Source organism: Roseixanthobacter finlandensis (genome assembly GCF_043195105.2).
Taxonomy (GTDB): domain Bacteria; phylum Pseudomonadota; class Alphaproteobacteria; order Rhizobiales; family Xanthobacteraceae; genus NCEH01.
The window spans coordinates 4689478-4709138 of the sequence record NZ_CM195536.1; the positions used below are offsets into that span (position 1 = coordinate 4689478).

Annotated in this window: 21 protein-coding genes; 17 read left to right on the plus strand and 4 right to left on the minus strand. The window is 63.1% G+C overall.

The annotated features are described in order from the left end of the window. The first annotated feature begins 201 nt into the window (after nt 1–201). Nucleotides 202–1944 (plus strand): oxalyl-CoA decarboxylase, encoded by a 1743-nt coding sequence (gene oxc, locus V5G24_RS21885; protein ID WP_394083288.1) that lies wholly within the window; start codon nt 202–204, stop codon nt 1942–1944. Between the two features lie 121 nt (nt 1945–2065). Then, nucleotides 2066–3343: a formyl-CoA transferase gene (gene frc / locus V5G24_RS21890; protein ID WP_394083286.1), complete on the plus strand. Its 1278-nt coding sequence runs from the start codon at nt 2066–2068 to the stop codon at nt 3341–3343. A gap of 3 nt (nt 3344–3346) precedes the next feature. Here the strand turns inward: frc (V5G24_RS21890) and V5G24_RS21895 are convergent, their stop codons facing one another. Continuing rightward, nucleotides 3347–3502 carry a hypothetical protein gene (locus V5G24_RS21895; RefSeq protein ID WP_394083284.1) on the minus strand — a complete coding sequence of 52 codons (156 nt, stop codon included), beginning with the start codon at nt 3500–3502 and terminating at the stop codon, nt 3347–3349. 403 nt (nt 3503–3905) lie between these two features. On the opposite strand from V5G24_RS21895, the gene frc (V5G24_RS21900) reads away from it, so the two are divergent. The 9 genes from frc (V5G24_RS21900) to V5G24_RS21940 all read left to right on the plus strand — a co-directional run bounded on the left by frc (V5G24_RS21900) (nt 3906) and on the right by V5G24_RS21940 (nt 12998). After that, nucleotides 3906–5156, plus strand: coding sequence for a formyl-CoA transferase (gene frc / locus V5G24_RS21900; protein ID WP_394083282.1), 1251 nt, complete (start codon nt 3906–3908; stop codon nt 5154–5156). A 625-nt stretch (nt 5157–5781) separates the two neighbouring features. Continuing rightward, entirely contained in the window at nt 5782–6999 is a 1218-nt protein-coding gene (gene sucC / locus V5G24_RS21905; protein ID WP_394083280.1) for an ADP-forming succinate--CoA ligase subunit beta, read from the plus strand. Then, the gene (sucD, locus tag V5G24_RS21910) at nt 6999–7883 is read left to right on the plus strand and encodes a succinate--CoA ligase subunit alpha (RefSeq protein ID WP_394080012.1); all 885 of its coding nucleotides are present in this window, start codon (nt 6999–7001) and stop codon (nt 7881–7883) included. The genes sucC and sucD overlap by 1 nt, the downstream gene beginning before the upstream one ends. A gap of 112 nt (nt 7884–7995) precedes the next feature. Then, nucleotides 7996–8769: a fumarylacetoacetate hydrolase family protein gene (locus V5G24_RS21915; RefSeq protein WP_394083278.1), complete on the plus strand. Its 774-nt coding sequence runs from the start codon at nt 7996–7998 to the stop codon at nt 8767–8769. Nucleotides 8770–8843: 74 nt separating this feature from the next. Continuing rightward, the gene (locus tag V5G24_RS21920) at nt 8844–9335 is read left to right on the plus strand and encodes a PaaI family thioesterase (RefSeq protein WP_394083276.1); all 492 of its coding nucleotides are present in this window, start codon (nt 8844–8846) and stop codon (nt 9333–9335) included. Then, on the plus strand, nt 9335–10048 hold the full coding sequence (gene sfsA, locus V5G24_RS21925; RefSeq protein ID WP_394083274.1) for a DNA/RNA nuclease SfsA: 714 nt from the start codon (nt 9335–9337) through the stop codon (nt 10046–10048). Before V5G24_RS21920 ends, sfsA begins: the two co-directional genes overlap by 1 nt. Nucleotides 10049–10172: 124 nt before the next feature. Continuing rightward, on the plus strand, nt 10173–11000 hold the full coding sequence (gene map / locus V5G24_RS21930) for a type I methionyl aminopeptidase (protein ID WP_394046884.1): 828 nt from the start codon (nt 10173–10175) through the stop codon (nt 10998–11000). A gap of 2 nt (nt 11001–11002) precedes the next feature. Then, nucleotides 11003–11608, plus strand: a complete 606-nt coding sequence (locus V5G24_RS21935; protein ID WP_394083272.1) for a JAB domain-containing protein — start codon at nt 11003–11005, stop codon at nt 11606–11608. 148 nt (nt 11609–11756) lie between these two features. Continuing rightward, nucleotides 11757–12998, plus strand: coding sequence for a tyrosine-type recombinase/integrase (locus V5G24_RS21940; RefSeq protein WP_394083270.1), 1242 nt, complete (start codon nt 11757–11759; stop codon nt 12996–12998). A 300-nt stretch (nt 12999–13298) separates the two neighbouring features. Here V5G24_RS21940 and V5G24_RS21945 read toward each other — a convergent pair whose 3' ends face one another. From V5G24_RS21945 to V5G24_RS21955, 3 genes are read right to left on the minus strand one after another with little or no spacing between them, the layout of a single operon-like run. Further along, complete coding sequence (locus V5G24_RS21945) at nt 13299–14720, minus strand: exonuclease domain-containing protein (protein ID WP_394083268.1); 1422 nt, start codon at nt 14718–14720, stop codon at nt 13299–13301. A gap of 14 nt (nt 14721–14734) precedes the next feature. After that, nucleotides 14735–15256 (minus strand): ImmA/IrrE family metallo-endopeptidase, encoded by a 522-nt coding sequence (locus tag V5G24_RS21950; RefSeq protein WP_394083266.1) that lies wholly within the window; start codon nt 15254–15256, stop codon nt 14735–14737. Continuing rightward, complete coding sequence (locus V5G24_RS21955; RefSeq protein ID WP_394083859.1) at nt 15253–15606, minus strand: helix-turn-helix domain-containing protein; 354 nt, start codon at nt 15604–15606, stop codon at nt 15253–15255. Before V5G24_RS21955 ends, V5G24_RS21950 begins: the two co-directional genes overlap by 4 nt. 164 nt (nt 15607–15770) lie before the next feature. Between V5G24_RS21955 and V5G24_RS21960 the strand changes: the two genes are divergently transcribed. The 6 genes from V5G24_RS21960 to nucC all read left to right on the plus strand — a co-directional run bounded on the left by V5G24_RS21960 (nt 15771) and on the right by nucC (nt 19630). Beyond that, nucleotides 15771–15992, plus strand: coding sequence for a DUF2188 domain-containing protein (locus V5G24_RS21960; protein WP_113240876.1), 222 nt, complete (start codon nt 15771–15773; stop codon nt 15990–15992). Nucleotides 15993–16081: 89 nt separating this feature from the next. After that, nucleotides 16082–17005, plus strand: coding sequence for an AAA family ATPase (locus V5G24_RS21965; protein ID WP_394083264.1), 924 nt, complete (start codon nt 16082–16084; stop codon nt 17003–17005). After that, entirely contained in the window at nt 17002–17478 is a 477-nt protein-coding gene (locus tag V5G24_RS21970; RefSeq protein WP_394083262.1) for a CBASS system Cap8 protein, read from the plus strand. Before V5G24_RS21965 ends, V5G24_RS21970 begins: the two co-directional genes overlap by 4 nt. Beyond that, a complete protein-coding gene (locus tag V5G24_RS21975) occupies nt 17475–17975 on the plus strand; it encodes an HORMA domain containing protein (protein WP_394083260.1) in 501 nt (166 codons plus the stop codon). Before V5G24_RS21970 ends, V5G24_RS21975 begins: the two co-directional genes overlap by 4 nt. Continuing rightward, the gene (locus V5G24_RS21980; RefSeq protein WP_394083258.1) at nt 17975–18871 is read left to right on the plus strand and encodes a CBASS oligonucleotide cyclase; all 897 of its coding nucleotides are present in this window, start codon (nt 17975–17977) and stop codon (nt 18869–18871) included. Before V5G24_RS21975 ends, V5G24_RS21980 begins: the two co-directional genes overlap by 1 nt. A gap of 33 nt (nt 18872–18904) precedes the next feature. Beyond that, nucleotides 18905–19630 (plus strand): CBASS effector endonuclease NucC, encoded by a 726-nt coding sequence (nucC, locus tag V5G24_RS21985; RefSeq protein WP_394083256.1) that lies wholly within the window; start codon nt 18905–18907, stop codon nt 19628–19630. Nucleotides 19631–19661 lie beyond the last annotated feature (31 nt).

Consider the following 19661-nt stretch of genomic DNA (forward strand, 5'->3'; position numbering starts at 1 on the left):
CGATATGTCAACGACGGGCATCATGAAGAGCGAGGCCATCGGGCGCGAGCCGCCCCGGGGTCCGCTCGGCGCCGGCCGTTTCGTCACACGGGACGAGGGCCGTCGCATCTTGAACGCTCGTCCTGAGCGGGGCGCGGACAGCGCGCTCTAGGACTCCATCACCGAATCGGTACAGCCAAAGATTTTCCGGGAGGAAGCGGAATGTCCGCAATAGCACAGGTCATCGACGCGAATACCGCCGAAGCCGGCACGGAGCGGGAACTGACGGATGGCTTCCATCTCGTCATCGACGCGCTGAAGCTCAATGGCATCGACACCATCTACGGCGTGCCCGGCATTCCGATCACGGATCTCGGCCGCATGGCGCAGGCCGAAGGCATCCGCGTGGTCTCGTTCCGTCACGAGCAGAACGCCGGCAACGCCGCCGCCATCGCCGGCTTCCTCACCAAGAAACCCGGCATCTGCCTCACGGTTTCCGCGCCCGGCTTCCTCAACGGCCTGACCGCGCTGGCGAACGCCACCACCAATTGCTTCCCGATGATCCTGATCTCGGGTTCGTCCGAGCGCGAGATCGTCGATCTCCAGCAGGGCGATTATGAGGAGATGGACCAGCTGGCCATCGCCAAGCCGCTTTGCAAGGCCGCGTTCCGCGTTCTGCATGCGGCCGACATCGGCATCGGCGTTGCCCGCGCGATCCGCGCCGCGGTGTCCGGCCGTCCGGGCGGCGTCTATCTCGACCTGCCCGCCAAGCTGTTCTCGCAGGTGATGGACGCCGAAGCCGGCACGAAGTCGCTGGTGAAGGTGATCGACCCCGCCCCGGCCCAGATCCCCGGCGCCGACGCCGTGAAGCGCGCGCTGGACGTGCTGAAGGGCGCCAAGCGCCCGCTGATCATCCTCGGCAAGGGCGCCGCCTATGCCCAGGCCGACGAGGAGATCCGCGCCCTCATCGAGAAGAGCGGCATTCCCTTCCTGCCCATGAGCATGGCCAAGGGCCTGCTGCCCGACACCCATCCCCAGTCGGCCGGCGCCGCGCGCTCGACCGTGCTGAAGGATGCCGACGTGGTGGTGCTGATCGGCGCGCGCCTCAACTGGCTGCTGTCGCACGGCAAGGGCAAGACCTGGGGCGATGCGCCCAAGCAGTTCATCCAGATCGACATCGAGCCGAAGGAAATGGATTCCAACGTCGAGATCGTCGCGCCGCTGGTGGGCGACATCGGCTCCGTGGTTTCCGCCCTGCTGGCCGGCATCGACGGCACGTGGCCGGCCCCCCCGGCCGACTGGATCAACGCCATCGTCACCAAGCGCGACGACAATATCGCCAAGATGGCGCCGCGCCTGATGAAGAATTCCTCCCCCATGGACTTCCACGGGGCGCTGGGCGCGCTGCGGACGGTCATCAAGGAGCGGCCCGACGCGATCCTGGTGAACGAGGGCGCCAATACGCTCGACCTCGCGCGCGGCATCATCGACATGTACCAGCCGCGCAAGCGCCTGGACGTCGGTACCTGGGGCGTGATGGGCATCGGCATGGGCTTCGCCATCGCCGCCGCCATCGAGACCGGCAAGCCGGTGCTCGCGGTGGAAGGCGACAGCGCGTTCGGCTTCTCCGGCATGGAGGTGGAGACCATCTGCCGCTACAATTTGCCGGTCTGCATCGTGATCTTCAACAATAACGGCATCTATCGTGGCCTCGACACCGACCCGACGGGTCGCGATCCCGGCACCACAGTGTTCGTGAAGGACAGCCGCTACGACAAGATGATGGAGGCCTTCGGCGGCGTCGGCGTCAATGTGACGACCCCGGACGAGCTGAAGCGCGCCGTGGACGAAGCCATGGACAGCGGCAAGCCCACCCTCATCAATGCGGTGATCGACCCCGCCGCCGGCACCGAAAGCGGACGCATCGGCAATCTGAACCCGCAAAGCGTGGTCAAGAAGAAATAGTCCGGTCCTGCGAGAACCGGGCGGGGCCGAAGGTCCCGCCCATCCCCTTCACCCGCGTCGATAACCAACGAACAAGACCAAGCGTTGCTTAAGGCGCGCGCGGAGAGGAAAAGAGGAAGAGATGGCCAAGGCTCTGGACGGTGTCCGCATTCTCGATTTCACCCATGTCCAGTCCGGACCGACCTGCACACAGCTGCTCGCCTGGTTCGGCGCGGATGTGATCAAGGTTGAGCGTCCCGGCGAGGGCGACGTGACGCGCACCCAGCTGCGCGACGTGCCCAATGCCGACAGCCTTTATTTCACGATGCTGAATTCCAACAAAAGGTCCATCACGCTCGACACCAAGAACAAAGAGGGCAAGTCCGTCCTCGAGGAATTGGTGAAGGTGTGCGACGTGCTGGTGGAGAATTTCGCTCCCGGCGCGCTGGATCGCATGGGCTTCACCTGGGAGCGCCTCCAGGAGCTCAATCCGCGCCTTATCGTGGCGTCCGTGAAGGGCTTCGGCCCCGGCCCGTTCGAGGATTGCAAGGTCTATGAGAACGTCGCCCAGTGCACCGGCGGATCGGCCTCCACCACTGGCTTTCGCGACGGCCTGCCCCTGGTGACCGGCGCGCAGATCGGCGACAGCGGCACCGGCCTGCATCTCGCGCTCGGCATCGTCACCGCGCTGTTCCAGCGCGAGCACACCGGGCGCGGCCAGAAGGTGCTGTGCGCCATGCAGGACAGCGTGCTGAACCTGTGCCGCGTGAAGATGCGCGACCAGCAGCGCCTCGCGCGCGGCCCGCTGCGCGAATACAGCCAGTTCGGCGAGGACATCCCGTTCGGTGACACCGTGCCCCGCGCCGGCAATGATTCCGGCGGCGGGCAGCCCGGGCGCATCCTGCGCTGCAAGGGCTGGGAGCACGACGACAACGCCTATCTCTATTTCATCACCCAGGCTCCGGTCTGGGACAAGATCTGCGACGTGATCGGCGAGCCCACCTGGAAGACCAATCCGGACTATGCGACCGCCGCCGCGCGCCTGCCCCATCTCAACGAGATCTTCACCCGCATCGAAGCCTGGACCATGGCCCACACCAAGTTCGAGGCCATGGACACGCTCAACAAATACGACATCCCCTGCGGCCCGATCCTCTCCATGAAGGAGATCGCCGAGGACAAGTCGCTCTACGCCACCGGCACACTGGTGGAGGTGGAACACCCGGTGCGCGGGACCTATCTGACCGTCGGCAACCCCATCAAGCTGTCGGACAATGACGTGCCGGTGGAACGCTCGCCCCTGCTCGGCGAGCATACCGACGACGTGCTGGCCAATGTGCTGGGCTTCGATGCCGACCGGATCGCGGCGGTGAAGCAGTCCGGCGCGGTGGGCGAGCCGTACCGCCAGGCGGCGGAATAGATTTCAACCGGGCGACGTGGTCCGCAGGGCCGCGCCGCCTTTGGCCTTCGCCCGCTCCGGTTCGCCGGAACGGGCATCTGGCGGCAGATGAACGGCCGGCACCCCCGTGGCGGCCTTGGAACAGGTGGCGATTATCGCCGAGAGAGTGAGACGATGCATCCGCATGTGATCCCCGCCGCACTCGCGGCACCCTGCGCCGGCGCGATCATCGCACCGGCCCCGCGCATGGTTCCCGCCGGGCAACCTCCGGCCCGGGCGCATCGTGCGGCGGCTGCGGCACCCCCTCGCCTCTCCCGTTCCGGCCGGGTCTCCCTTGCGCTGAATCCTGCGCATCGAGCCCGGTCCTGCGCGCGCCGGACCTTGAAGAATTCCAGCTCCCCCTTGCCGCGAGGCGCGGCTCGGGCACAGCAACGGGATAAAATAAGCTAGTACAAAACTAGCGCCCCTTTCTCGCGCAAGGTCGAACGGCCGAAGCGGGAAAGGTTTTCACTTCCTGGCTGGAGCCGGTTGGGCGCAGAAGGTCAGGAATAAAGTCAAACGCTCGAAAGGGAATTCGACGATCATGAGCAAGCCACTCGAAGGCATTAAGATTATCGACTTCACGCACGTCCAGGCCGGCCCGGCTTGCACGCAACTGCTCGCCTGGTTCGGCGCGGACGTGATCAAGGTCGAGCGCCCCGGCTCGGGCGACGTCACCCGCTCCCAGCTGCGCGACATCAGCAATGCGGACGCGCTGTATTTCACCATGCTGAACAGCAACAAGCGCTCGCTGACGCTGGACACCAAGACCGCCGAAGGCAAGGAAGTCCTCACCAAGCTCATCAAGGAATCCGATGTGCTGGTGGAAAACTTCGGCCCCGGCGCGCTCGATCGCATGGGCTTCACCTGGGAGCACATCAAGGAGCTGAACCCCGGCATGATCGTCGCGTCCGTCAAGGGCTTCAGCGATGGCCATCATTACGAAGACCTCAAGGTCTATGAGAACGTCGCGCAGTGCGCGGGCGGCGCCGCCTCCACCACCGGCTTCTGGGACGGCCCCCCGACCGTGTCCGCCGCCGCGCTTGGCGACAGCAACACCGGCATGCACCTCGCCATCGGCATCCTCACCGCCCTGCACGGCCGCAACAAGACCGGCAAGGGCCAGAAGGTCGCCGTCTCCATGCAGGATGCGGTCATCAATCTGTGCCGCGTCAAGCTGCGCGACCAGCAGCGCCTCGACCGCGTCGGCTATCTGGAGGAATATCCCCAGTATCCGCACGGCACCTTCTCGGACGTGGTTCCCCGCGGCGGCAATGCCGGCGGCGGCGGACAGCCCGGCTGGGTCCTGAAGTGCAAAGGCTGGGAGACCGATCCCAACGCCTACATCTACTTCACCATCCAGGGCCATGCCTGGGCGCCGATCTGCAAGGCGCTGGGCAAGGAAGAGTGGATCACCGATCCCGCCTACAACACCGCCGAAGCCCGCCAGGACAAGATCTTCGACATCTTCGCCTTCATCGAGAACTGGCTGTCGGACAAGACCAAGTTCGAAGCGGTGGATATCCTGCGCAAGTTCGATATCCCCTGCGCGCCCGTGCTCACCATGAAGGAAATCGCCGAGGATCCGTCCCTGCGCGAGAGCGGCACGATCGTGGAAGTCGATCACAAGGAGCGCGGCAAGTATCTCACCGTCGGCAGCCCGATCAAGTTCTCGGACACCTCGGTTGAGATCACCGGCTCCCCGCTGCTCGGCGAGCACACCGACGAAGTCCTCGCGGACCTCGGCTACAGCGAAGAGCAGATCAAGGCGCTCCACGCCGCCCGCGCGGTCTGAGCCTTCTTTCCGAACCGAAGGCTTTCCGCCTTCCCGGACGGCGCGCCCCGCGTGCGCCGTCCTTCCCACGGCACCCGGGAAAGGCCGCGATGCGCCGCCCGCACCCGCCGTCCGCGCCATGATGCATTCCTGATCCGCGCACTGCCAGGGAGCGCTACCAGGCCGCGCTGCCGGGTCTTTTTTCTCTCGCATGCCGGCCAGCCACTCGCACCTGTGGCCGGAACGCACGGCACGCGCGATTTCAGCAGAAACGCACCGCGGTTCTGCGGTCGAAATCGCGGATAGACAAAGACTTGGAGCAAGCTTCGCGAACCCGTGTTCGCCGAAGCGGATCCAAGCTCGGGCGTCCTTCGCGTGGGATGGCTCGATGTACGGCACTTCCCCTGCGCCCCAGGCGCGGAGGAAATGGGACGAGATCGGCGCGTCGCCGGACCTGCGGGCTGAGCCTGCGGCCCGGCCCTCTCCCTCGCGAGAGGCTCGGTTTGGTGAGGCCGCGCGCACGCCCAGTATGACCCTCGTCCGCCGGGCGCGTCACGCCGCCGGCATCCATCCCGGCCCGCCGCGCACCGCGCCGAAGCCGGAGCCGCGGCCAACGCGGCCCATTCACGCAAGGGGGAACACCCTCATGAACATCCATGAATATCAGGCGAAGGCGATCCTTCGCGATTATGGCGCGCCGGTCTCGCGCGGCATCCCCGCCTTCACCCCGGAAGAGGCCGAAACGGCCGCGCGCGATCTCGGCGCGAAAGAGGTCGGTGGCCTCGTCGTGGTGGTGAAGTCGCAGATCCATGCCGGCGGGCGCGGCAAGGGCACGTTCAAGGAATTGCCGGCCGGCGCCAAGGGCGGCGTGCGCGTGGTGCGCACCCCCGACGAGGTGAAGGCCGCCGCGCGCGAGATGCTGGGCAACACGCTGGTCACCATCCAGACCGGCCCCACCGGCAAGCAGGTGAACCGCCTTTACATCGAGGAAGGCGCGGCGATCGAGAAGGAGTTCTACATCTCCCTCCTGGTGGATCGGGACTCCTCCCGCGTCTCATTCGTGGTGTCCACCGAAGGCGGCATGGACATCGAGGACGTGGCGCACAATACCCCTGAGAAAATCGTGACCTTCTCGGTGGATACCGCCACCGGCATCCAGGCCCATCACGGCCGCCGCGTCGCCGACGCGCTGGCGCTCACCGGCGATCTCGCCAAGCAGGCCCAGGCCCTCACCGCGATGCTCTACAAGGCGTTCGTGGAGAAGGACATGGAGATGCTGGAGATCAATCCGCTGGTGGTCACCAAGGACGGCAAGCTGAAGGTGCTCGACGCCAAGATGTCGTTCGACGGCAACGCGCTCTATCGCCATCCCGACGTCGCCTCCCTGCGCGACGAGAGCGAGGAAGATGCCAAGGAGATCGAGGCCTCGAAATTCGACCTCAACTACATCACCCTCGACGGCACCATCGGCTGCATGGTGAACGGCGCGGGCCTCGCCATGGCGACCATGGACATCATCAAGCTCTACGGCCTTGCGCCCGCGAACTTCCTGGATGTCGGCGGCGGCGCCACCAAGGAGAAGGTGACGGCGGCGTTCAAGATCATCACCGCCGATCCGGCCGTGAAGGGCATTTTGGTGAACATCTTCGGCGGCATCATGCGCTGCGACGTGATCGCGGAAGGCGTGCTGGCGGCGGTCAAGGAGGTCGGACTTGCGGTCCCGCTGGTCGTGCGGCTCGAAGGCACGAACGTGGATCTTGGGAAAAAGATCATCCGCGAGAGCGGTTTGAATGTGATCCCCGCCGATGATCTCGACGACGCCGCGCAGAAGATCGTGGGCGCGGTGAAGAAGGAAGCTGCGTGATGTCCGTGCTTATCGACGCCAATACCAAGGTCATCACCCAAGGCTTCACCGGGAAGAACGGCACCTTCCATTCCGAGCAGGCGATCGCCTACGGAACGAAAATGGTCGGCGGCACCTCGCCCGGCAAGGGCGGCACGACGCACCTCGGCCTGCCGGTGTTCGACACCGTGATCGAGGCGCGCGAAGCCACCGGCGCCGACGCCTCCGTGATCTATGTGCCGCCTCCGGGCGCCGCCGATGCGATCCTGGAAGCCATCGACGCGGAAATCCCGCTGATCGTGTGCATCACCGAGGGCATCCCGGTGCTCGACATGGTGAAGGTGAAGCGCGCGCTCTCCGGCTCCAAGTCGCGCCTGATCGGGCCCAATTGCCCGGGCGTGATGACCGCCGGCGAATGCAAGATCGGCATCATGCCGGGCAACATCTTCAAGCAGGGCTCGGTGGGCGTGGTGTCGCGCTCGGGCACGCTGACCTATGAGGCGGTGTTCCAGACCACGCAGGAGGGCCTTGGCCAGACCAGCGCGGTGGGCATCGGCGGCGATCCGGTGAAGGGCACCGAATTCATCGACATCCTGGAGCTGTTCCTGGCGGACCCGAAGACCTTGTCGATCGTGATGATCGGCGAGATCGGCGGCTCGGCGGAAGAGGATGCGGCGCAGTTCATCGCGGACGAGGCCAAGCGCGGGCGCAAGAAGCCGATGGTTGGCTTCATCGCCGGCCGCACGGCGCCTCCGGGCCGCCGGATGGGCCATGCGGGCGCGATCATCTCGGGCGGCAAGGGCGGTGCGGAAGACAAGATCGCGGCCATGGAAGCGGCTGGCATCCGCGTCTCCCCCTCGCCCGCGCGCCTCGGAAAGACCCTGGTCGAAGTCCTCAAGGGCTGATGTTCCGCGTCGCGGCCCGCAGCCGCGACGCTACCCCCTTCCGGCGCCCGGCGGGTGCGCGCGACAGCCGCGCGACCGACCGCGCGCCCCCTCTCATCTCAGGAGCCGCCACATGGCGAAATGGGTCCGTTTCACGAAAGACGGAAGCACCGGGTTCGGCACGCTGGAGGGCGAGGCCATCGCCGTGCACCAGGGCGACATGTTCGCCGGCGCGACGCCGACCGGCGAGAGCCTGGCGCTCTCCGCCGTGATGCTCGAAGCCCCGAGCGTGCCGAGCAAGATCATCGCCCTGTGGAATAATTTCCACAGCCTTGCCGCCAAGCTCAATGTCGCCGAGCCGGCCGAGCCGCTCTATCTGCTCAAGGCCACCACCTCGGTCGCCGCGCCGGGCAGCATCGTGCACCGCCCGCCGTCCTATTCCGGCAAGACGGTCTATGAAGGCGAGCTCGGCATCGTCATCGGCAAAAAAGCGAGCAATATTTCCGAAGACGAGGCGGCCGCCCACATCTTCGGCTATACCATCGTCAACGACATCACGGCGGCGGATATCCTGAACAAGGATCCCACCTTCCCGCAATGGGCGCGCGCCAAGGGGTTCGACCAATACGGCCCGTTCGGCCCCTGGATCGAGACGGAGTTCGACGCCGCCAGCGCCAGCGTGCGCACCATCCTCAACGGCGCCGAGCGGCAGAACTACCCGCTCGCCGACATGATCTTCCCGCCGCACCGGCTCGTGGCCCTGCTCTCCCAGGACATGACGCTGAACCCCGGCGATCTCATCGCCTGCGGCACCTCAGTGGGCGTCGGCTCCATGAAGGACCCGTCGAACGAAATCGATATCGTGATCGACGGCATCGGCACCTTGAAGAACATCTTCGTGCAATGACCTCCGGCCGGGGGCGTGCGCCCGGCAGCGAATGATGTAAGAGGGTCTCGGAACAGACTTCCGGGACCCTTTGCATGACCGCCCCTTCCGTCCCCGACCCCGCTGCCCCAGCGCCCGCCTTCGTCCCGCCCGATCCCGATTTCGCGCAGCGCGTGCGCGACAGCTTTTCCCGCCAGCCCTTCATGGCGACGCTCGGGGCGCAGCTCGCGCGCGTGGAGGCGGGCCGGGTGGAAGTCATCCTGCCCTTCGCCGAAGGCCTCACCCAGCAGCACGGCTATTTCCACGGCGGTTCCATCGGCGCGATCGCCGACACCGCCGGCGGCTATGCGGCCTTCACCTTGTTTCCCGCCGATTCCAGCGTGGTGACCGTGGAATACAAGGTCAACATCATGTCGCCGGGCCGAGGCGAGCGCCTGATCGCCATCGGCGAAGTTCTGAAATCCGGCCGCACCCTCAGCATCGTGCGGGTGGACGTGTTCGCGGAAGCGGGCGGGGTGCGCTCCCATTGCGCCACCGGCACGCAGACCCTGTTCTGCCTCGCCGGCCGCAGCGACACCCGCGCCTGATGCGCTTTCAAACCGCCCTCCAGCCCGCGACCCTGATCCGCCGCTACAAGCGCTTCCTCGCCGACGTGGTGCTGGCGGACGGCAGCGAGACGACCGTCCATGTGGCGAATTCCGGCGCCATGAGCGGGCTCGCGACGCCGGGCGCCCGAATCTGGCTGTCGCGCTCCCCCGTCCTCACCCGCAAGCTGCCGCTGAGCTGGGAGATGGTGGAGGCGGATTTTGGCACCGGGCTGGAATTGGTGGGCGTCAACACCATGCATCCCAACGCCCTGGTCGCCGAGGCGATCGCGGCCGGGGCCATTCCAGAACTCGCCGGCTATGCCAGCCTGCGGCGCGAGGTGAAATACGGCCTCAACAGCCGCATCGACCTGCTGCTGGAGGGCGAGGGGCGCCCGCTTTGCTTCGTCGAGGTGAAGAATGTGCACCTCATGCGCCGGCCGCAGCTGTCCGAATTTCCCGATTGCGTCACCGCGCGCGGCACCAAGCATCTGGTGGAACTGGCCGCCCAGGCGCGCACAGGGGCACGGGCGGTGATGGTCTATCTGTGCCAGATCGGCTCGGCGCGCAGCGTTTCCATCGCCCGCGACATCGACCCCGCCTACGGCGCGGCGTTTGATCTCGCCCGCGCGGCGGGGGTGGAAGCACTCGCCTTCGCCTGCAGCCTGGATGCCGGCGGAATTGCGCTGGATCGCCCCATCGCCATGCTCGGGTGAAGCTTGCGTCGAGGGCGCGGGCGGCATGCAAGAGCGCGCGGACACTTGCTTTGCGCGCCGCATGGCCTAAATCTGATGCAAATGCAATTCACGCTGGCGACGCCGCCGGCCCAGGACCAATGCGATGACTTATGTGGAGGCGGCCCAGGCGCCGCTCAGGAAGACCGGCCATATCAAGCTTTATGGCCCCGCCGCCTTCGAGGGCATGCGCAAGGCCGGCCAGCTGACCGCCCGCGCGCTCGACGCGGTGGCCGAGATGGTCGGCCCCGGCGTTTCCACCGCCGCCATCGACGATCTGATCTTCCAGTTCGCCATGGACAATGGCGCCCTGCCGGCGACGCTGATGTATCGCGGCTATCGCTATTCGGTGTGCACCTCCATCAATCACGTGGTCTGCCACGGCATGCCCAACGCCCGCCCGCTGCGCGAGGGCGACATCGTGAACGTGGACGTCACCTTGATTCTGGACGGCTGGTACGGCGATTCCAGCCGCATGTTCGCCATCGGCGAAATTCCCCGCCGGGCCGAGCGGCTGATCGAAGTGACCTATGAGTCCATGATGCTCGGCATCGAGGCCATCAAGCCGGGCGGCCATGTGGGCGACATCGGCGCGGCGATCCAGGATTTCGTGGAGCCGCAGCACATGAGCGTGGTGCGCGATTTCTGCGGCCATGGCGTCGGCCAGGTGTTCCATGACGAGCCGAACATCGTCCATGTGGGCCGGCGCGGCGAGGGGCCGGAGCTGAAGCCGGGCATGATCTTCACCGTGGAGCCGATGATCAATCTCGGCCGTCCGCACGTGAAGGTGCTGTCCGACGGCTGGACGGCGGTGACGCGCGACCGCTCGCTCTCCGCCCAGTTCGAGCATACGGTCGGCGTGACCCAGACCGGGGTGGAAATCTTCACCCTGAGCCCGAAGGGCTATCACAAGCCGCCCTATCTGCCGGCCTGACCATGGCGGGGGAGCCCGAGGACGGCATCGCCGAGGCCGGCCCCCATTTCCTGGGGCATCGCGACCGCCTGCGCGCGCGCTTCCGCGAGGCCGGTTCGGCCGCGCTCGCCGATTATGAATTGCTGGAACTCGTGCTGTTCCGCGCCGTGCCCCGGCGCGATGTGAAGCCGCTCGCGAAAGCCCTGGTGGCGCGCTTCGGCTCCTTCGCCGAGGTGGTGGCAGCGCCCGCCGCCCTGCTCAGCGAAATTCCCGGCGTGAAGGATGCCATCGTCACCGAGCTGAAGATCGTGGAGGCCGCCGCCCATCGCCTCGCCAAGGGCCAGATGAAGCGGCGCCCGGTGCTCTCGTCCTGGAGCTCGGTGCTCGATTATTGCCGCGCCTCCATGGCGTTCGCCGAGCGCGAGCAGGTGCGGGTGCTGTTCCTCGACAAGCGCAACCAGCTGATCGCCGACGAGGTGGTGCAGCAGGGCACGGTGGATCATGCCCCGGTCTATCCCCGCGAGGTGGTCAAGCGGGCGCTGGAGCTCTCCGCCACCGCCATCATCCTGTGCCACAACCATCCTACAGGCGCCATTTCGATCACGCACGGTCACGCTCTATCACATTGATAGATAAAGATTTTTTTGCTTGTCGCACCCCCGGATATCATGGCATATTGGGGTCGGTTTAAGGGGGATCATCACCCCTTTTACCCCCAGTCGCCGACCCCCGCTGACCATCTGGCGACCCCACCAAAACAGCCTATGGGAGTGCACAATGCCAAGCCTTACAGATGGCGAAATCCGCCGGACTTTGAAGCAAGTGGAACAAACCGAGAAACAAGTGACTCTCGTTGATGGTGAAGGGCACGGCACGGGCCGTCTCGTTCTCACCATCAAGCCAATGCCGACCAGAGTGACAGCGGACTGGATGGCGCAGCAGTGGCGCGACAAGAAGCGCCTTAAGAAAAAGCTCGGATCCTATCCGGCAATGTCGCTCGCCCAAGCCCGCGAGGTCTTCAAGCGCGATTTCGCCACCCCCATCCAGAAGGGGCGCAGCATTAAGATCGCCGGAGACACGCGGCCCGGAACCGTGGGCGACCTTTTCGAGGCATATGCGAAGCACCTGAAGGACTCTGAAAAATCGTCGTGGAAAGAAGCCGAAAAAGGCCTGAACAAGATTGCCGACATGCTCGGCCGTCACCGGCCCGCTCGTGACATCGAACCCGATGAAGTCTCAGAGGTGATCCGCCCGATTTTCGAGCGGGGTAAAAAGTCGATGGCCGATCATGTCCGCAGCTACATCCGCTCGGCCTATAGCTGGGGGCTGAAATCCGAACATGATTATCGCTCCCACTCACCTCGGCGCTTTCATTTGATCATGAACCCCGCTGCTGGCATCCCAACAGAACCTAAGGTCGTGGGCACCCGTTGGCTCGACGAGGATGAGTTCCTTCGCCTCTATCGCTGGCTGGAGTACCCGGACACGCCGATCCATCCTCCTTATGCCCGTGCTGTTCGTCTTCTGATGCTGACCGGCCAGCGCGTTGAGGAGATCGCCCGTCTCCACGTTGATCAATGGGATGCCCGCGAGAAAATCATCGACTGGTCGAAAACCAAAAATGGAAAGCCTCATGCGATCCCGGTTCCCGACATCGCTGTCGAGTTAATCGAGTCGATCAAGCCCAACGAGCATGGCTGGTTCTTTCCGTCGGCGATGGATCCAGAGAAGCCCGTCAGCCATGGGACGCTTTATGCCTTCATGTGGCGCCAGCGTGAACGGGAGGTCATCCCTGTCGTCACGAACCGCGATCTGCGCCGGACATGGAAGACGCTAGCCGGGAAGGCAGGTGTGACAAAGGAAATCCGCGATCGCCTTCAGAACCACACGCTTCAAGATGTCAGCTCCAAGAGCTACGACCGTTGGCACTATATGCCCGAGAAGCGAGCCGCGATGAAAAAATGGAACACTTTCGTCACTAAAATTCTGACGAAAAAGGGCCTGAAACGTGCGGCCTGATCCTGATACCCGCCTCCGCCATTCAACAGTAGGCAGGGCCTTTGTGCTCTGCCTACTGTCACCGACGACACCCTATTCGCCACCTTGTACGGTTTGTTCCGAATAGTTTGCCAAATCAGCCAGTCGAAACAGATCGGCCAGCTACGACCCGCCGGGAGAGACCTCGGGCGATCAGGCGCTATGGTCACCGGCACCAAATCTATTACTAGTCAAGAATAACAACCTTCCCTTTTAAACAGACACTTATGCGGATTCTCTTAACAAACTCTAGAGCTCTGATCGTCGCCACGATGGCGTGAATTAACCTAGCTCGATCGCAAAATGTCTGGCACGGAATTCCGTTACGCGTTCAATTCGATTTATCAGGTAGCTCCGATAGTTGGCCAAGATTCCGTCGGAATCAGACACATGGTCATCCAAGAGCAGTTCCGTCTCCTGTAGCGCGTGGTGCAGCGTGAAACCACCAGTAGCAACATCCATCAGCCGGTCGGTCAAGTCGCGCTCCACGACAAGCTTCAGGTCATCCGAGAGGGCCGACCGGCCGCCGAAATAGATCAATCGCCGGCCAAAAATCCGGAGCCGTTCATCATCAAACTCTCGAATGATGGCTGCGGCATCCCCCCAACCCACATCATGGAAATTTGCCATGCGGGTCTCGTCATCCGGGCCGGGAAAGCCATCGTAGATCTGCCCTTCCACATGGGTGGATGGTGAACGGGGCGCTCGCGTCGCCACGAAGATCGAGATGATCCGGTAACGAAGTGCTGTATTTTCCTTGATGCTTCGAGCACGACCCTCCAGGTCATCGATGTCGGCTCCGTTGAGCATTGCCTCCGGCGCATCATAAAGAGCTGTTAGCGTGGGTGCAGCATTGATTCTCAGTCTGCGGACAGGGCTTGGTTTTGCCGACAAGTAGCTCCGCAACGCCTCATCCGGCATCGCGGTAAGCTCTTCGGGGGACGCATCCAAACGCAAGCAGAACCGGCCATTGGGCTGATCCGGATCGGGGCCGAGGCAGACGACCGGCGTGTGATAGGCCTCGTTGCCAAAGAACTCCGTGAGGAAAAAACCGTCCTCCGAGTCGACGAAATCGCCGACTGTCGCCTTCTTCGAAAAGCGCACGAAGCGCTGCCAGAGTTCGGACGAGCGTTCATGGACGCACCGGCAAAGACCGAGCGTTGCAATCACGTCAGCCATCGCGTCGTGGGCGTGGGTATGAGCTACACCATTTGCCGACGCAAGCTGTTCCAGACGGAAAGTCGGACGCCCTTCCGGCCCAAAGGGAACGGACAGGCTGGCTGGCGAGAGCGCCGCGGCCGCCATGACGAGGCCCAGAACGTCCGCGCGGCAATTACCGTGGTTGCTCGTGAGGTAAGCTGGATGCAGCGTCTGAAAAAGAGCGTGCCTGAGCATCTCCTCGTCGAACCGGATGGAGTTATAGCCGACGAAAATCGAGGGAGACCAGGACAGGAGTTTTTGTCGGATAAGCAGGACCATCTGATAGTGCGACGGCAAGCCCGCATCAGTAAGCCGTTCAATGGGCAGCCCGTTTGTCAGAAGGGCGCTCGGATGGGGAACGACATGCGGTAGAAGACGTGAGCGCACCTCGAACCGATCGACCTCGTTGAGATCGTTGTCGGTCCTAATTGCCGCGAAATGCACGATCTGATCGAAACCGTGCCTGAGCCCCGTTGTCTCCGTGTCGAAGAATACGAAGCCCATTCACATCCCCTCGCCTAGAAATGACCCGCCAGGCGGAACCGCATAGCGGATGCACTGACCCGGAACTTTTTCGCAAGCGCTTCGATCCCGGCGTCATCCTCCATATCCAATCCACTGGCGTCGAGAGCAATTGCAAGGAGTTCTCGCGGCATAAGGAGTTCGGAGGCAAAGGCATTGGCCTCGACCTCCAGCGGGTCAATGCCCTGGGACGAGACGTCATCGCGCATCAAGACCCGAAACCCCTTGTCCACATGCACGGCCTTCTGGATATCCGAAGCATGCAACACATGATGTCCGAGCTCATGCGCGGCCGTAAACCGTTGCCGGTTCGGGTGATGCAAGGCGTTCACGCCGATGATACCGACACCGTCCTTTATGAAGGCCATGCCGGAGAGATCATCCTCCAGTGGCGCGTATTGAAGCATGACATTCCTGGCTTTGATAATGCGCTCAATGGGAACCGGTGCTCCCTTTACTCCGAACTCTCGCAAAATCGTGCGCGCAGCTTCCCGCGCCATTTCGGGGTTTGCGGTCACGACCCGGTCCTTCCGGACCCATGGCGCGCAAGTGCATCCGCAATCAGATCATTGATTTGAGCCTTGCCGCGAGCGGTCACGGTTTCGTCTGACAAGATCATCTGCAAGTCCTCCCGGGGCTGTGGTTTCGGCGCGGTGGGCAGCAAATCGGCAGGCTTCGAAAATTCCAGCGCCGACGCGAGACTGTAAACGTGATGCAGCAACACGTTCTGCCGGCCACTCTCAATGTTTGCCACTGACGCACGCGACATGCCCACCCTTGCCGCCAGCTCGGTTTGGGTGAGTTCAAGTGTCTTTCGTCTCGCGGCGACAAGCCGCCCGAACGCTACATAGATCGACTCGTCTGACATGATCAATGTTTGCTCTCCGCACCGCGCGATGTCAACGTCGCAAACATATTGTGCTTAATAATATCATTTATATTGTGCTTATTGACAACATTCCGGTGTCGTGAAATTAGTTAAGCGTCGGTGAATGTCGAATTCGGCCGGCGGCAAACAGAAAGGAATTCGGAATGTCAAAACGCATCCATGTCGTTCCCCACGATTCCGGTTGGGCGACGCGTCGAGAAGGGGCGTCCCGCGTGGGATCGACCCACGGCACCCAAGCGCAGGCTACCGAGGCGGCGCGCAATACCGCGATCCGCGAACGTGGCGAGGTAGTGATCCACCGTCCCGATGGCCGCATCCGGGATGCGAACTCCTACGGCAACGATCCCTTCCCCCCGAAGGGATGATTCCAGCGGCCGCGCCCGCCCGGGCGCGGCTCTTCCCATTTCCCATTTCGCATTCAACCCACCAGGCAGGCAACGCGAGGACGATCAAGATGCAGAAGCTGACGGCAGTGCAGAACGAGGATTTCAACCAACCCAAGGGCATCCAGCGTGCACGCCGGCTTCCCGATCCCACGCTCGGAGCGCTCTGGAATTCGATCATCCTGGACGAGCGCCTGAAGGCCCAGCTCCTCTCGCAGGCGATGCTGAACTTCACCATGCGCGGCAAGGTCGATCGTAGTGTCATTCCGCTCCACGGCGTCATTCTGCTTGTCGGACCGCCCGGGACCGGCAAGACCTCTCTTGCTCGCGGGTTGGCGCATCGTACCGCCGAGACATTTTCGGGCGGCGGGTTCCGCCTGCTCGAAGTCGAGCCGCACGCGCTTACCAGTTCGGCGATGGGCAAGACCCAGCGTGCGGTATCGGAGCTGTTCTCACAGTCGATCGCCGAAGCCGCCGCCGCGGGACCGACGATTGTGCTTCTCGATGAAGTCGAGACGCTTGCCGCCGACCGGTCGAAAATGAGCCTGGAAGCCAATCCGATCGATATCCACCGCGCAACCGATGCGGTGCTCGTTCAACTCGATGCGCTGGCCGAGCGGCATCCGAACCTGTTGTTCCTTGCCACCAGCAACTTTCCCCAGGCGGTCGACGCGGCCTTTACCTCGCGCTGTGACCTGGTCATCCATGTGCCGCTGCCCGATCGTGAAGCGTGCGGGCTTATTCTGAAGGATTGTCTGACTGGTCTTGGCAAGACCTATCCGGCTATCGCAAAGCTGCCGACAGCCGCGGGTTTCGACCGCTGCGCAGCCGAATGCGTCGGGCTCGACGGACGCGCCATCCGCAAGATGGTGGCCAACGCTTTGGCAAGCAGCCCCCAAACGGCCATGAATCCGGAACGCGTGACTATCGAAGATCTGTTTGCCGCGGCGCGCGCCGCCAAGGCGGTCCGTATGTCGGGAGGCAAGGCGTCATGAGCACCGTAGCCAGCCGGACATTCAAGAGCACGCCCGAGCGTGACGCCTCACGGACCTGGACGGCGATCGTTGATCTGTTGACCCTGGGAAAGACCGGTGATGCACGGACGGAGCTTCTTGCCGTCACCGGTGTCGCCGCCAGTGTTATCGCGGATCAGGCGCCCAAGGATGCCGCCATCACAGTTACCTGCGATGGTCCGCGCACGCGAATCTATTGCCTCTATGACGATGACGCCATCGAGGGCTCCGACGCCAACGAAGATGCCCTTGGCTTTGACCCGCTGAAAGGGGACTGGCGGGTTTCGCTGCCTTGCCTTGCGGACGATCTTGCCTGGATTCAGGGCGCGCTGAAGAAATGCAGCACCCGCATCACGGCGCGCGACCTCGATGCGGCTGTCTCGAGCGCCGACGAGGCGGCGACCGCGAAATCACAGACCCTTGTGTTCGATCCGAAAGGGTTTCTGGGCTCATGACCAACGTCGCCGTCAATACCTATACCCACTCTGTCACCTATGTGGCGGACAACATCCTCAAAAGCTTGAAGGATATCATCCGTCTTGTGGGCCTTGACCCGTCCGAGTTCGTCGGCGACTGGGAGTTGCACATGCGCGGTGTCCAGACCTGGCTGAACACAGGCGACCTCGAAACAGTAAAGCTGGAAATCTACAATCCCAAGACCGACGCACTGATTTTCCGTTGGGACATCGACATCGCCTATGGCTGGTCCGGCGGCGACGGCAGTTTCTGGACGGACACCGAGCAGCTCAAATACGCCATCAGAAAGGCGGGGCTGGTTCCGAGCGAGGCGCGGTATCGACTGCTTCTGCAAAGCAAGCCCGGCCGTCCCGACGTGGCCGGTTGGAGCAAGGCGAGCGGACGTTCGACGGAGGGCATGGTTCGCCAAAGCCTCGGGACGACGGTTGAGCACAGCGGCCTCGGCGCCAGCACATCTTATCTGAGGAGGGCCTGATGCTCACGATCGACGAAGCGTTTCGCAAATTCAAGAGCCGTCTCGAGCTGAATGATCGGGAGCAGGCAAACGCCTCGGCGCGCCAGAAAGAGGTCCGGGATTATCTGGACACCAAGTTCAAGATCGACCGGAGCTTCCTGACCGGATCCTATGCGCGCTGGACCAAGACCAAGCCGTTGAAGGATATCGACATCTTTTTCGTCCTGAAATCGTCGGAAGATCACTATCGCTCCAAAGCGCCCTCGGTGGTGCTGACCGATTTCCACAATGCCTTGGTCGAGAAGTACGGCGACAAGGCCAAGAAGCAGAACCGCTCGATCAACGTCGATTTTGGCGTGAAGGCCGATGCCGAGGATAATACCGATTACCGCGTCATCAGCGTCGATGTCGTCCCGGCTTTCGACAAGGATGAGGATTTCGAGATTCCCGACAACGAACTCGGCAAGTGGATCGGGACCAACCCTCAAACCCATGCCGCGGAGGCCACCGCCGCGCATCAGGCCTATTCCAGTGAATGGAAGGGTCTCGTGCGGATGTTGAAATACTGGAACAACAACCCCAAGCACGGCGAGAAGCCGGTGAAGCCCTCGTTCCTCATCGAAGTCATGGCAATGCAATGCCTTTATGGCGGCTGGGGTGGTAGCTTTGACCGCGAGATCCAGGGGTTCTTTGCGACGCTCGCGGCCCGGATTTTCGACGAGTGGCCCGACCCTGCCGGTCTCGGCCCGCCGATCAGCAACGGCATGGACACCGCGCGCAAGACGCGGGCGTGCGATCTTCTTCGTGCGGCGGAGCGCGACGCAACTCTTGCAATCGACCATGCGCGCCGCGGCCGGAACGGCGAAGCGTTGCGCGCATGGCGTGAATTGTTTGGCCCGAAATTTCCGCTGTCCTGATCGCAGGCACGAGAATCACACTGAGGTTTACCGATGTCGGAATGGTCTTTGTCCCAACTTCTCTCCTCGTTGCATGAAGATATTCAGCAGCGTCTCGCAATCGTCCGGAAGTCGTTCAACCATCCAGGGACGAAGGGCGATGCCAGCGAGAATGTCTGGATCAGCATGTTGGAGACATATTTGCCGAAGCGCTATCAGGCTGCGAAGGCGCATGTGGTCGATAGCTTGGGCAACTTCAGCCAGCAGATCGATGTGGTGATTTTCGATCGCCAATATTCGCCGTTTATCTTCACCTACGAAAACGAGACGATCATCCCTGCCGAAAGCGTCTATGCCGTTTTTGAGGCAAAGCAGACGGCGGACGCTAGCTTGGTCGCATACGCGCAGGAAAAGGTTGCGAGCGTCAGGCGCCTTCATCGCACGAGCCTCCCAATTCCATACGCCCAAGGCGTCTATCCGGCGAAACCCTTGATCCCGATTTTGGGCGGCCTCCTGACCTTTGAAAGCGAATGGAGTCCCGCTCTCGGGGCCTCATTTGAGAAGGCTCTGGCAGCCAATATAGGCGACGGTCGGCTCGATATCGGCTGCGTCGCGTCCCATGGCCACTTCTCGTTCGACCAAACGGCCGCGAGCTACAGCTTCGTCAACGAAAACAAACCGGCAACAGCATTCCTGTTCAAGCTGATATCTCAACTGCAATTCAGCGGAACCGTGCCGATGATCGACGTGGAAGCCTATGGACAATGGTTGACGAAATAGAAGGGCGACAGCGCGAAGACCATCCCTCCAC